General features: G+C 71.5%; 14 protein-coding genes. 8 read left to right on the top strand and 6 right to left on the bottom strand.

Features of this window, described 5'->3' with window-relative positions:
• Positions 1-29: 29 nt before the first annotated feature.
• Both IPQ09_28095 and IPQ09_28090 read right to left on the bottom strand, forming a co-directional pair.
• Complete coding sequence (locus tag IPQ09_28095; GenBank protein MBL0198010.1) at positions 30-575, bottom strand: single-stranded DNA-binding protein; 546 nt, start codon at positions 573-575, stop codon at positions 30-32.
• Positions 576-720: 145 nt separating this feature from the next.
• Positions 721-1,806 (bottom strand): hypothetical protein, encoded by a 1,086-nt coding sequence (locus tag IPQ09_28090; protein MBL0198009.1) that lies wholly within the window; start codon positions 1,804-1,806, stop codon positions 721-723.
• 129 nt (positions 1,807-1,935) lie between these two features.
• On the opposite strand from IPQ09_28090, the gene IPQ09_28085 reads away from it, so the two are divergent.
• Both IPQ09_28085 and IPQ09_28080 read left to right on the top strand, forming a co-directional pair.
• Positions 1,936-2,658 carry a glycosyltransferase gene (locus tag IPQ09_28085; GenBank protein MBL0198008.1) on the top strand — a complete coding sequence of 241 codons (723 nt, stop codon included), beginning with the start codon at positions 1,936-1,938 and terminating at the stop codon, positions 2,656-2,658.
• A 27-nt stretch (positions 2,659-2,685) separates the two neighbouring features.
• On the top strand, positions 2,686-3,030 hold the full coding sequence (locus IPQ09_28080) for a hypothetical protein (GenBank protein ID MBL0198007.1): 345 nt from the start codon (positions 2,686-2,688) through the stop codon (positions 3,028-3,030).
• 15 nt (positions 3,031-3,045) lie between these two features.
• Here IPQ09_28080 and IPQ09_28075 read toward each other — a convergent pair whose 3' ends face one another.
• The gene (locus tag IPQ09_28075; protein ID MBL0198006.1) at positions 3,046-4,413 is read right to left on the bottom strand and encodes a S41 family peptidase; all 1,368 of its coding nucleotides are present in this window, start codon (positions 4,411-4,413) and stop codon (positions 3,046-3,048) included.
• A gap of 264 nt (positions 4,414-4,677) precedes the next feature.
• Here IPQ09_28075 and IPQ09_28070 point away from each other — a divergent pair, with 264 nt between their 5' ends.
• The 3 genes from IPQ09_28070 (at position 4,678) to IPQ09_28060 (ending at position 7,041) form a co-directional block, all read left to right on the top strand.
• Positions 4,678-4,914, top strand: a complete 237-nt coding sequence (locus tag IPQ09_28070; GenBank protein MBL0198005.1) for a TIGR04563 family protein — start codon at positions 4,678-4,680, stop codon at positions 4,912-4,914.
• Positions 4,915-5,098: 184 nt separating this feature from the next.
• Entirely contained in the window at positions 5,099-6,028 is a 930-nt protein-coding gene (locus IPQ09_28065; protein ID MBL0198004.1) for an alpha/beta hydrolase, read from the top strand.
• 248 nt (positions 6,029-6,276) lie between these two features.
• Positions 6,277-7,041 carry a hypothetical protein gene (locus tag IPQ09_28060; GenBank protein MBL0198003.1) on the top strand — a complete coding sequence of 255 codons (765 nt, stop codon included), beginning with the start codon at positions 6,277-6,279 and terminating at the stop codon, positions 7,039-7,041.
• Positions 7,042-7,048: 7 nt separating this feature from the next.
• On the opposite strand, the gene IPQ09_28055 is transcribed toward IPQ09_28060, so the two are convergent.
• Entirely contained in the window at positions 7,049-7,891 is an 843-nt protein-coding gene (locus tag IPQ09_28055; GenBank protein MBL0198002.1) for a fibro-slime domain-containing protein, read from the bottom strand.
• A gap of 174 nt (positions 7,892-8,065) precedes the next feature.
• On the opposite strand from IPQ09_28055, the gene IPQ09_28050 reads away from it, so the two are divergent.
• Entirely contained in the window at positions 8,066-8,665 is a 600-nt protein-coding gene (locus IPQ09_28050; protein MBL0198001.1) for a hypothetical protein, read from the top strand.
• 18 nt (positions 8,666-8,683) lie between these two features.
• Here the strand turns inward: IPQ09_28050 and IPQ09_28045 are convergent, their stop codons facing one another.
• On the bottom strand, positions 8,684-9,094 hold the full coding sequence (locus IPQ09_28045; GenBank protein MBL0198000.1) for a hypothetical protein: 411 nt from the start codon (positions 9,092-9,094) through the stop codon (positions 8,684-8,686).
• Positions 9,095-9,219: 125 nt separating this feature from the next.
• On the opposite strand from IPQ09_28045, the gene IPQ09_28040 reads away from it, so the two are divergent.
• Complete coding sequence (locus IPQ09_28040) at positions 9,220-10,551, top strand: aminotransferase class III-fold pyridoxal phosphate-dependent enzyme (GenBank protein ID MBL0197999.1); 1,332 nt, start codon at positions 9,220-9,222, stop codon at positions 10,549-10,551.
• 17 nt (positions 10,552-10,568) lie between these two features.
• Here IPQ09_28040 and IPQ09_28035 read toward each other — a convergent pair whose 3' ends face one another.
• The gene (locus IPQ09_28035; protein MBL0197998.1) at positions 10,569-11,120 is read right to left on the bottom strand and encodes a hypothetical protein; all 552 of its coding nucleotides are present in this window, start codon (positions 11,118-11,120) and stop codon (positions 10,569-10,571) included.
• Positions 11,121-11,387: 267 nt separating this feature from the next.
• On the opposite strand from IPQ09_28035, the gene IPQ09_28030 reads away from it, so the two are divergent.
• Positions 11,388-12,164, top strand: a complete 777-nt coding sequence (locus IPQ09_28030; GenBank protein MBL0197997.1) for a ubiquinone/menaquinone biosynthesis methyltransferase — start codon at positions 11,388-11,390, stop codon at positions 12,162-12,164.
• The last annotated feature ends 8 nt before the right edge of the window (positions 12,165-12,172 follow it).

Raw genomic sequence — 12,172 nt, 5'->3', positions numbered from 1 at the left:
CCGAGAAATTTACGGCGCGGAGGGTCGCTTCAGAACGGGATGTCGTCGTCAGCGCCGAAGTCGTTGTAGTCGTCCTGCGGGGCCGGGGCCTGCGCGGGCGCGGGTCGCCCGCCGCCACCGCCACCGCCACCGCCACCGCCACCGCCACCGCCGCCACCGTAGCCGCCGCCGCCGCCGCCGCCGCCGCGGCGCGCCTCCGGGGGCGGACCGGCGAAGTCGTCATGGCCACGCGCCTCGCCGCCGCCGCGACGGCCGGTGAGCAGGATGTTGTTGGCGACGATCTCGGTGCGGTAGCGCTTGTCGCCGTCTTTCTCGTAGCTCGAGGTGCGGAGCGAGCCCTCGACGAAGATGTTGGAGCCCTTGGCGAGGATCTTCGCGAGGGCCTCGCCGCGCTTGCCCCACACCGTGATGGAGTGCCACTCGGTGCGCTCCTGGCGCGTGTTGCTCTTGTCGAGGTAGGTCTCGGTGGTCGCGAGCCGGAGCTTCAGGATGGCCTGGCCCCCCGCCGTCATGCGCAGCTCGGGGTCGGCCCCGAGGTTCCCCAGCAGCATCACCTTGTTCAAGCCCTCGGCCATCGCGCGCTCCTTGTTCGTGTGCGCCGTCGCGTCGTCGCGGCGTCGCGCCATCGCGTTTGTCGGGCTCGTATTCACTCCACCCGCGGGTCGCCGTCAAGCGGCGGCGCCCGCCCCGCCGAGAACCGCGGGGTTTCCGCGTCGTCGGCTACTTGCCGCCGGGGGAGTCCAGCGAGTGCTTGGTCTTGATGGTCTGCGTGATGGTCTGGGCGGGCCCCTTCGCCGACTTGGGCACGTCGATCTTCGCGATGGTCTCGCTCTCGCCCGACACCTTCAGCGTGGGGCGGTCGAGCTTCACCTTGAAGGTGTAGGTGCCCTTGCCATCGATGCTGACCTGCGCCCCGGCCATCCGCGGATCGCGGAGCGGCGACTTCGGGGCGGAGCGGGCGATCTCCGCCGTGATCACGCCGCCGTCGGCCGACCACTCCTTGAGGAGAAAGACGGTCCGCGTGGTGACCCGGGTGCCCTGCGCGACGCTCACGTTCGCCATCTCCCACTTGGCGCCGACGCCGATCGGCTCCTCGGGGAAGGGCACGGCCGCGAACTCGAGGGTCTGCTGGACCATCTGGAGGACCTCGGCGGTGCCCGGCTTGGCCATCTTCTCGTCGCCCGCGAACGCGAGCTCGCCCACGACGCCCCGCGGCGAGATCTCGACCTTCGCGGCCAGGCCGACGAGTGGCCCGAGCTGCTTCTGCGCCTCGGCGGCGGAGCGCGGATCGAGCCCCTGGCCCTCGGCGAGCGCCGCCTTCTCGAGGCGAACGTCGAACGGGAAGGTGCCCTTGCTCGCGCCCTTGGTGGAGAGCTTCATCGTCAAGTCGAGCGCCGGCTCGGCCTGCTCCTCCGGCGGCCGGCCGGGGGCGGCCACCGTGATGGCGACCCGCACCTGGCCGACGCGCACCTCGGGCTTGCCGGCGGCGAACGTGTACCGGCGGGGCGCACGCGGCTCTGCGCCGGGCTCGACGAGCTTCGCCACCCGCGCGTCGCCCGCCTGCGCGGAGGCGTTGCCGCCGCCACCGGCGCTGGCCGTCGCCGACCCGCCGTCGGGCAGGTTCACGCTGGCGTCGCCCGCGACGCCCTTCACCTGGGTCTCGTCGGTGAAGAAGTCGTTCATGACGAAGTCGGTGGGCACCGGCTGCGGCTTCTTGGGCTCCGCCTTCACGGGCGGCGGGGGGGCGTCTTTGCAAGCGAAGAGCGCCACCGAGACGGCGGCGACGAGGAGCATGGCCTTGCGCATGCGCACCACCTTAGCAGGCCGAGGGCGAAGCGAGCGCGCTCGCGAGCGGTCGGGAACCACCGACCGCGGACCGCGCGGGATTCGGCTTTCGACCGCCGGGCGCGTCTGCTAGGTAGCTTCCCGAATCGGATGAGCACCGCACCGTCGCCGCGCATTTCCATCGTCATTCCGGTCTACAACGAGGCGGGCATCCTCCGCGCGGCGGTGGAGGACCTGTGTGGCCGCCTCGAGCCGTTCGGATGGTCGTACGAGCTCATTCTCGCCGAGAACGGCTCTACGGATCGCACCGTGGCCATCGGCCGGGAGCTCGCCGCCGAGCGCCCCGAGCACGTGAAGATCATCTCCATGGGCGAGCCCAACTACGGGCGCGCCCTGAAGGAGGGCATCCTGCTCGCGCGGGGCGAGATCGTCGTCTGCGAGGAGATCGACCTCTGCGACACCGAGTTTCACCGGCGCGCCGTCGAGATCCTCGAGACGGGTGAGGCCGATCTCGTCATCGGCTCGAAGCTCCTCATGGGCGCGGAGGACGAGCGGCCGCTCGTTCGCCACGCGGCGAGCGTCGCGTACTCGGGCATGCTCCGGGTCTTGCTCGGATTTCGCGGCACCGACACGCACGGCCTCAAGGCGTTCCGGCGCTCCGCCCTCCTCGACGTCGTCACGGCCTGCCTCGTCGAGAAGGACGTGTTCGCGAGCGAGTTCGTCATCCGCGCCGACCGCGGCGGGGTGCGCACCCGCGAAATCCCCGTTCGCATCAAGGAGAAGCGGCCCCCGTCGATCAACCTCTGGAAGCGTGTCCCCAGCGTCTTGAAGAGCGTCCTCAAGCTCACGTACGCCATCCGCGTACGCGGCTGACGCGCGGCCTCGTCCGAGGGAGTCCCGTTGGAAGACCAAGCCGCCAGCAAAGCCGTCACCGGGGCCGCCCTGTCGCTGCTCGTGTGGAGCGCGGGCACGGCCGTGGCGCTCGCGGCGTGGTTCTCGGTGGCCGGCATGACCTGGAAGAGCCTCGTGGCGGGCACCTGCTCGCTCTTCGGGGTGGTCGCGAGCTTCATGCTCTGGCGCAGCCCGTCCCGCGGCAGCGTGGTCGTGGGCATCCTCGTGATGTTGGGGTCGCTGGCGCGCATCGGCGGCCCGGCCGACTGGACCTGGGTGAGCTTCGCGCTCGTCGCGCTCACTTTCGTCCTCCTCATGCCGCTGGTGCACGCCGCCATGACGCTGCGCGGCTGAGCGAGGCCCGGGCTGTTAGCGCCCGTCGATCTTCGAGCGCAAGAGTTGGTAGCCCGTGCGGAGCGCCAGGTCCTTGGACGTGGTCGGATCGGTGGGGACGTCCGACACGAGGAGAGTCTCGGCGCCGGGGCCGCCGTCCACCAACGTCCCCGCGTCACGCGGGGAGGGCGGGGCGCCCCCGAGCGGGCCCTCCGGCGGCAGGTGATTGTCCAGGTCGCGCTCGCGGAGGGCGGGGGCGCCCGCGTCCCCCGCGATGCGCGTCGTCGACTCCAGCAGCACGTCGGGGTGGATGCCGTCGGCCTGGATGGCGTGCCCGCCCGGCGTGAAGTAGCGAGCGGTGGTCAGCTTCAGCCCCGCTCCTCCGGGAAGCGACAGGATGGTCTGCACGCTGCCCTTCCCGAAGGTGGCCGCGCCTACGACCATGGCGCGCTTGTGATCCTGGAGCGCGCCGGTGAGCAGCTCTGAAGCGCTCGCGCTCCACTCGTTCACGAGGACGACCACGGGGATCGACACGAACGCACCGCCCGACGTGGCGTGGGCTTCCTCGAGCGTCTCGCCTCGGCGTCGCATCGAGTAAATGAGGCCGGTCTCCAGGAACTCGTCGGCGATCTCGGCGGCCTCGTCCACGAGCCCGCCCGGGTTGTTGCGGAGGTCGAGCAGCACACCCGCCACGGGGCCGCCCTTGCGGAGCTCAGCCGCCGCGCGCAGCAGCTCGTCGTGCGCGTGGTCCTGGAACTGCTTGAGCCGCAGATAGCCGACGTTCCCGTCGAGGCGCTTGTGGGTGATCGCGGGCACGTGGATGTCCTCGCGCACCAGCTCGAAGGTGAGGAACCCGCGCGTCCCTTCGCGTCGCACGGTGAGGCGCACCTTGGTCCCCGCCGCGCCTCGGAGCTTCTTGATGACCTTCTCGAGCCCCGCCTCGCGCACGCCCGCCCCGTCGACCGCCACGATGACGTCGCCCGCGCGTATCCCCGCGCGAAACGCGGGGGCCCCCTCGATGGGCGCGATCACCTTGATTTCGTCGCCGCGCGCGTCCACTTCGACGCCGATCCCGCCGAAGTTGCCCTCGGTGTCGCGCTGGAAGTCCTTGTACTCGGGGGCCGAGAGGTAGTGCGAGTGCGGGTCGAGCGACCCCACCATGCCGGTGATCGCGCCGCGCAGCGCCTTGTCGCGGTCGACCGGATCGACGTAGCTCCGCTCCATCACCACGAGGACGCGCGCGAGCTCGCCCGTTACGGCGTAGGGGCTGGCCTCGGTCGGGGTCGCCTCCGCGCGGCGGCCCTCGGCCACCATTCCGGCGGCGAACGCGAGGACGATCGGGGCCGCGATCTTGGCGATCCGCGCGGCGGTCCCGCCCGCTCGCCGCGCGGGCGTAGGGGACACCGAACCCGTCGACGGCGACGACGGCCGCGGGAGCGAGGTCAGTAACGGCGAGGGCGGTTGACTCGGCGATCGACGCGCGTCCATGGCTCCAGGGTAGGGCCAGCGCGCGCCGGCCGGCAGCGATTCCACGTGTATGCTTTTTCAGACGATTGTCGTAGCGACACGGACATTCCCGCTGATAGGCTCGTCGTGTCGCAGGGATAGCCCACACTCGTGTGCCACCTGGCGAGACGTGCACCGCAGCGGAAATCACAGGAGGCTCCCTTGGCGTCTGGAGACAAGGACTCGATCTCGAACCTTCGTACCGAGAGCTCGAAGACCGACAAGCGTAAGCAGAGCCTCTACTTCCCCGAGTCGATGCTGACCGAAATCAAGGAAGAGGCGGCCCGCCTCGACCGGTCGCTCTCGTGGGTGGTGCAGCGCGCGTGGAAGATCTCTCGCTTGGAGATCAAGAAGCTGCCCAGCGTGAACGAGGTCGACGACGACGACGACGAGGGCTGAGTCGAACCGGCCGTCGCGCGCGCGAACGGCTCCGACGGAGGACGACGCGTGAACACGCAAGCGAGCCGCCGGCGAGCGGCGTGCCTATGCCAGGTGACCGAAGGGAGCCAGGCATGAACCTGCACGTGAGCCCCGCCGGGGCGAACCAAGGTCGATGGCCCCGAGCCGAGAGCGAGGTGTCGCCGTGAAGGTGCCGCGACCTAGCGAAGCTGTCGAGCTCGAGGGGCCTCGTTCTCCCGATCCGGGCGAGAGGAGGGGCTTCACCGCCGCTCCGGACGGCACGCGGCTCTACTATCGACACTCCGATCGCACGCCCGGGCCGCTCCACGCGGTGCTGTCGGACGGCATCCTTTGTGACGGCTTCATCTGGAAGTACCTCTGGGCCGACCTCGGCGGGATCATGCCGGTCACCCACTGGCACTACCCGGGCCACGGGCGGAGCGCGAAGCCGAGCGATCTTGCGGGGGTCGACATCGCCTCGCTCGCCGACGATCTCCACGAGGTGGCGCGCGCCACGGGCGATGCGCCGCGCGTGCTCTTCGGACACTCGATGGGCGTGCAGGTGTGCCTTGAGGCGTACCACCGCGAGCCCGACAAGGTGCGAGGACTGGTCCTGTTCTGCGGCACGTTCGGCCGGGTCACGGCTTCGTTTCGCGGCGTGCCCATCCTCGACGTCCTCCTGCCCAGGCTCACAGCGATCGCGAACGAGAACCCGCACATCGTGCGCGCGCTCTGGTCGCGCATTCCCCCCGACATGGCCATGAAGATGGCGCGTCGCGCGGGCGACGTGGACGCGGCGAAGATTCGCGACGAGGACATGCTGCCGTACCTCCAGCACATGACCCACGTCGATTTCCCCATGTTCCTCCGCATGTTGAAGGGCGCCGGAGAGCACTCGGCCGAGCCCTACCTGGGCGACATCGACGTGCCCGTGCTCGTCGTGGCGGGCGAGCGCGACACCTTCACCCCGGCCTCGCTGTCGTCGGTGATGGCGGAGCGAATCCCGAAGGCGAAGCTGTTGGTCCTCGACCGCGGTTCGCACGCGGCGCCCATCGAGCAACCGGACGTCGTCTTCACGCACGTGCGCGCGTTCATCGAGGGGCTCTCGCCCTGAGCCCGAAGAGGCCGTCCGGGCTGGCAGCGCTCGCGGCCCTGGTCGCCGTCGCGGGCTGCTCCCGGCCGTCGCCGCCCTCTCCGACGCCCCCCGAGGCCGCTCCGCCGGCCGCGCTCGACGCCCGCGCCGACGCGTGCGACGCGTGCGACGCGTGCGACGCGGGCGACGCGTGCGACGCGTCCCCGCGGGCGTCGCGCTTTGCCGAGGCGCGCGTCCTCGGCGGCGCGTCGATCGGGCACACCTCGGTCGTGGTGAAGCTGCGGTTCGAGGGCGGCCTCGTCGCCGCCTGGAAGCCCGACACCCGCCGAGGCCCCGGGCGCTATCGGGGCGAGGTCGCCGCGCGGCGTCTGGCGACCGCGCTCGGGCTCGAGGCGAACGTGCCCGAGGCGATGCTGCGCGGCTTCGCGCTGGACGAGCTGCGCCCGGGGCTCCCGCCCGAGGCCGTGCGCCTCCTCGAGGCCGAGGCCGTGCCCGCCCGCGACGGGCGCATTCCCGGCGCGCTCATCCCATGGATCCCGGGGCTCCGCTTCCCGCCGCTCGATCGGCAGCCCGCGCTTGGGCGGTGGCGCGGAGAGCTCGCCGGTGCGCCCGGCGCGCACCCCGGCGACGCGACCCCAGAGGGGCGCGCGCGCCTCGCCGAGCTCTCCGCGCTCGTGGTGTTCGACAGCGTGAGCGGCAACTGGGATCGGTGGAGCGGCGGGAACCTCGGCGAGCACCCCTCCACGGGCCGTCTCCTCTTCATTGACAACGACGGAGCCTTCCTCGCGACCCCCCCCGCCGACGCCCTCGCCCGCCAGCGTCGCCTCCTCGCGGGCACGCGGCGCTTCTCGGCGTCGCTCGCGCTCGCGCTCGCCGCCCTCGACGCGGAGCGCCTCGATCTCGTCTTCGGCCGGGATCTTTCCGGCGGGCCGCTGCTAGGAGCCGAGGCCCTCGCGGGGGTGCGAGCGCGACTGGGCGAGGTCAAGCGGGCGGTGGCCACCCAAGCGCTCGACGCCGGCGCTCCGCTCCCGTGAGCGATTATTACCGCGGCAATATGGGGGCGCAGTTCACGAAGCGCAGGGTCGTCTCCAGGCGGAAGTTCGACTCGGACGTGTGGCGCTCGGCGAAGAAGAAGTCGAGCGGGTAGGCGGCGCCCCGGGTGATGCCGAGGCGCGCGGCGTTCGCGTCCAGATCGACGCTCGCGGCGGTGGCTCCGTGCACGCCGCCGAGGTCGATCACGCGCTTGCCTGCGATGAAGACCCACACGTCGTCGTCGCCCCGAAATTGAAACACCTCGCCGCCCTCGTAGAGGAACTCGGTGTGGAGCTCGTACGTAAAGTGGTAGTCGTGCGGTTGGTTGGGCGAAGCGCCGAAGCCCTCGGGATCGCCGTCGAGCGGGAAGAACGCGGTCGAGTCGAAGGTGGTGCGGCCGGTGGCCTCGATCACGAACGGAAGGGTGACGACCTTGGTCTTGTTCACGCCGGGCGTGTCGCGGAACCACTGATCGAAGCTCGCCTTCGTGGTGGTCGACTTCGTCGGGCCCGCGAAGACGGGCTTCCGGTCGGCGCCGAGGTCTTCGGCGACGATGCCGACGTCGAGGCCGCCGTTCGTTCCCGTGACGCTCTCGAAGTCGGGGTGGCCGCCCGGCTCGTCGGCGCCCCGGAAGTCGCGCAGGAGGCCGGCGAGGTTCGGCGCGCAGGCGCCGTCGCCGCCCGCGTCGGGGGCGCGGGCGTCGGGATCGAACGGGAAGAGCGGCCCGTCGGCCGACGCCCGGCCGTCGGGCGCGGTGGCGTCGGTGGAGGCGGCCGCAGCGTCGAACACCGCGGGCGGATCGGCGCTCCCGCAGGCCGCGAAGGGGAGACCGAGCGCCGAGGTGAGCGCCAGCGCGGCGAGGGACGAGCGGGCGGAAGGCACCCTTGGAGTCTACCACCTCGCGGCGGCGTGCGCCCCCGCGCCCGGCGCGTGGGTGCGTCCTACGTGACCCATGTCACGCGAGTGAAGTTTCGCTTGTCCGCCAGTGTCCCTCGCGGCGAACATCGCGGCTCACAGAGGAGAGTCATGCATCTATTCCCCGTGCCTCGTTGGCTGCACCTGCCGCTGATCGCCATCCTTAGCGTGGGCGTCGTGTCCACGACGGCCTGCAAGAAGAAGACTCCGGAGGCCGCCGTCGCGGCGTACGCCGTGGGCGACAAGGTCGACGTGAACTGGAACGGGTCGTGGTGGAAGGGCGAGGTCACCGCGCTGAAGGGAGACAAGTTCCGAGTCCACTACACGGGCTGGAGCGCGAGCTGGGACGAGGACGTGCCGGCCGCGCGCTTGCGCGCCCCGACCGACACCGCGAAGGAGGGGACCGAGGCCAAGGCCGCTGCGACGCCCCCTCCCTCGCCCACGCCCGCGGATCCCGCGCCCGAGCCGGTCGTGTCGGCCGCGCCGGCCACGACCACCGCCCCCGCGAAAGGTGGGCGATGGAAGGCGGGTGACCGGGTCGACATCAACTGGCACGGTGGGTGGAACCAGGGTCGCGTCCTCGCCCAGGTCGGCGCGCTTTACCGCGTGCACTACCTCGGCTGGGGCGCCAACTGGGACGAGAACGTCCCGGAGAGCCGCCTCCGGCCCCCGACGTCGACGGCCAAGCGCGGAACGAACCCGAAGGACTAGTGCCAGGCTAGTGGCGGGCTAGCGCGGCGTCGCGCGAGTCACCGCGAGCAGGAAGGCGAGCAGGGGTGGCTCGGTGAGACCGACGAGCCACTCGCACGGCTCCAGGCCGCCTGCCTGCGGCCAGCTCGCCCGCACGACGAAGATCTCCTCGCCCTCCCAGACGACGCGGAAGCACCCCTGCTCCACGCGTCGCACCACGCGGTCGTCGCTCGGGCCGCCCCACCGGGCCGGCGCGAACGGCGGCGGCGACGCGAGCAGCTCGAGCTCGCAGCGTCCGGCCTCGGCGAAGGCTTCGAGGGCGAGCCCACGGGTGGCGACGTACACGCGGCCCGGGAAGGCCTCGTGCACCCGCGCCTGGACGCGGAGCGGCGTGGCGGCGTCCGTGGGGGAGAGCGCGCGCAGGAACAGATCGGCCGAGAGCGGGTGCATGCGCGCACCTTGCCGCGGGCGCCGGGGAAACGCGATGGAATCCGCTCGGCGCGGGCGACTCGGCGGAGGGCGGCCTGGCTTGTCGGCCTTGCCCCGAGTGCCCGACGGAGGCATCATCCGCGCCGATGCCTACCCCCATCCAAGAGAAACACGCTCGCTTCGTCCTCTCTCCCTGGGTCGCGCAAGGCGGCCTCGCGGCTCCGGTCATCGTCCGTGGCGAGGGCTGCTCGATCTACGACGACGAGGGGAAGGCCTACTACGATCTCGGGTCGGGCCTCATCGCCGTGAACCTGGGCCACGGCCACCCGAAGGTCGTGAAGGCCATCCAGGAGCAGGCCGCGCGGCTCGGGTACGCCGCGCCTTCGCTCTTCAACAAGGAGCGCGCGGAGCTGGCCGAAGAGCTGTCCGCGATCTCGCCGTGGGGCGCCGAGGGCTGCCGGACGTTCTTCACGACCGCCGGCGCCGAGGCGAACGACGACGCGCTCCGCCTCGCGCAGCACCTCACTGGGCGCCGCAAGGTGCTCTCGGCGTACCGCTCCTTCCACGGCTCCACCGGCGCCGCCATCACCCTCACGGGCGAAGATCGGCGCTGGGGCGGCGAGCCGGGAGTGCCCGGAGTCGTGAAGTTTTTCGCGCCGTATCCGTACCGCAGCCCGTTCTACGCGAGCACCCCCGAGGAGGAGTCGGCGCGCGCGATCGAGCACCTCGAGCGCGTCCTCGTGCACGAGGATCCGAAGCGGGTGGCGGCGATCTTCATCGAAGGCGTGGTCGGGTCGAACGGCGTCATCGTCTACCCCGACGGTTACCTCACGGCGCTCCGCGCGCTCACCGAACGACACGGAATCCTGCTCGTGATGGACGAGGTCATGACCGGGTTCGGTCGCACCGGGGCCGCCTTCGCGTCGACGCGCTACGGGATCGTGCCAGACATGATGACGTTCGCGAAGGGCGTCACCTCGGCGTACGTACCGCTCGGCGGCCTGATGATGCGCGAGCGCCTAGCCAAGACCTTCGACACGCGCGCGCTGCCCTCGGGCCACACCTACTCGGGGCACCCCATGGGCGTCGCGGCCGGCCTCGCGACCGTGCGCGCCTACCGCGAGGAGGGCCTCTTCGAGCGCGGCCGCGAGATCGAGGGCTGGCTCCAAGAGGGACTCCGTCCGCTCGTCGACAAGTACGAGATCGTGGGCGAGGTCCGCGGCGTCGGCGCCTTCTTCGCCGTCGAGTTCGTCAAGAACAAGGCCTCGAAGGAGCCGCTCGTGGAGTGGCACGGCGCGGGCGGCCTCGGCGTGATGAAGAACCTCTACGGCGAGCTGCGAAAGCGCGGCGTGTACACCTTCGGGAAGTTCAACTGCACGATGGTGGCGCCCCCGCTCACCACCTCGAAGGCCGAGCTCGACAAGGCGCTGGTCGCCCTCGACGAGTCGATCGGCGCGCTCCAGGCGAGCCTCGGCTGAGCCGCCGGCCGCGGGCGTTACAGCGGCAGGCGCACCGTCCCGCCGCGCGTGCGAACCGCGATGACCTCGTCTCCCTCGGCCTGACCAGGATCGCTCGTGAGGTGCGGCCCAAGCTGCGACTGCGCGTGGCGTGAAAAGCGCGCCTCGAACGGGCCTCCCGGCGCTCCGCGCTTCACCTCGGCGTAGAGCACGTCTCGCGCGCCGAGGCGGACCTGCGCGCCGAGCGGCTCGGTCGTGCCGTCGCTGAGGACGAGCACCGGGAAGCCATCGGCGTCCTCGGTGAGCGCGCGCACGGCGTAGGGCGCGTCCGCGACGACAAAGTAGGTCCAGTCGTACCCGTTGTTGAGGATGAGCCGCCCGTCGAGGGGGTGCCGCGCGATCCACCGGTGCATCGCCTCAGCGAGCCTCGGGTGCTCGATGCGCTCGCCGTCGTGGTGGAACACCCCCTCCGCGTCGAGCGTGATGGTGCTCTCGCGAGAGCGCCCCGGGGGAGGGGGACGCGTGAAAAAGTCGGGAGCCAGCGAGGGCGCGCCCGCGTCGTGGTGCTCGAGGAATTGTGGGAGGGGCATGCGCTTCTCAGGGGTTGGGAGCGCCAGAGGGTCGGCGCGTTCATCGACCTTCTCGCCGTGCTCCTTCGGTCGCGTGGCCTACGCCGCTCGCCTGCGGCTCGCTTGCATGACCACCCGTCCCGCGAGGTCGGAACGCCGCGGGCGCCACGCGCGCATCCCCGCGCGATCGAGGACCGAGCCTACTTGACCCCCGGAGGAACGTTCCCTACAACTTTCAAAAGAATTTGAAGGATATAAATCCTGCGGGCGCGAGCCCAGGAGACAGCCATGATAGCCCAGCCCACGCCGCCCGCTGATGCGAGAGCCTCAGGAGGGCCGATCGCCGAGGTCCAGCAGCGCGCCGGTCGCGAGCGCGAGCACGCGGGGGACGTGCGCGGCATGTTCGCGCGCATCGCGCCCACCTACGATCGGCTGAACGAGCTCATGTCGTTCGGCGTCGACGCCAGGTGGCGTCGTCGGGCCGTGCGGTCCCTCGTAGGGTTGCCCGACGGCGGCGTGCTCGACCTGTGCGCGGGAACGATGGACCTCTCCCGGCTGCTGGTGGAGGCCTTCCCGGAGCGCAGGGTGGTGGCGTCGGACTTCGCCGCCGAGATGCTCGAGCGCGGTCGGTGGAAGGCGCCGCGCGCCGCGCGTGTGGTCGCGGACGCGCTCGATCTGCCGTTCGAGGACGGCTCGTTCGCGGCCGTGGTGTGCGCCTTTGGCGTGCGCAATCTGGCCTCTCCGGTCGCGGGAGCTCGCGAAGCGCTCCGGGTGTTGCGGCCGGGTGGCAAGCTCGTGGTGCTCGAGTTCTTCCGGCCCGTGAGCCTCCTGCCGCGCGCCTTCCACGCGGCCTACGGCGACGTGGTGCTCCCTCGCGTGGGGGGCTGGGTCTCGGGCGACCGCGAGGCCTACGCCTACCTTTCGCGGAGCATGAAGGCGTTCTTGTCGCGCCGCGAGTACGAGGCCGCGCTGGTGGACGTTGGCTTCGAGGCGGTGCGCGGCGAGGAGCTCACGCTAGGCGTCGCGTCGCTCGTGTGCGCCGCGAAGCCGGGAGCGGCCTCGTGAGCGCGGCG

This window comes from Myxococcales bacterium, from assembly GCA_016720545.1.
Taxonomy (GTDB): domain Bacteria; phylum Myxococcota_A; class Polyangia; order Polyangiales; family Polyangiaceae; genus JAAFHV01.
This window is presented reverse-complemented; position numbering and strand designations above follow the sequence as displayed.

Coding starts and splice junctions, on each gene's coding strand:
- IPQ09_28095 (MBL0198010.1), bottom strand. CDS start 575: ATGGCCGAGGGCTTGAACAAGGTGATGCTGCTGGGGAACCTCGGGGCC.
- IPQ09_28090 (MBL0198009.1), bottom strand. CDS start 1,806: ATGCGCAAGGCCATGCTCCTCGTCGCCGCCGTCTCGGTGGCGCTCTTC.
- IPQ09_28085 (MBL0198008.1), top strand. CDS start 1,936: ATGAGCACCGCACCGTCGCCGCGCATTTCCATCGTCATTCCGGTCTAC.
- IPQ09_28050 (MBL0198001.1), top strand. CDS start 8,066: ATGCATCTATTCCCCGTGCCTCGTTGGCTGCACCTGCCGCTGATCGCC.
- IPQ09_28045 (MBL0198000.1), bottom strand. CDS start 9,094: ATGCACCCGCTCTCGGCCGATCTGTTCCTGCGCGCGCTCTCCCCCACG.
- IPQ09_28040 (MBL0197999.1), top strand. CDS start 9,220: ATGCCTACCCCCATCCAAGAGAAACACGCTCGCTTCGTCCTCTCTCCC.
- IPQ09_28035 (MBL0197998.1), bottom strand. CDS start 11,120: ATGCCCCTCCCACAATTCCTCGAGCACCACGACGCGGGCGCGCCCTCG.
- IPQ09_28030 (MBL0197997.1), top strand. CDS start 11,388: ATGATAGCCCAGCCCACGCCGCCCGCTGATGCGAGAGCCTCAGGAGGG.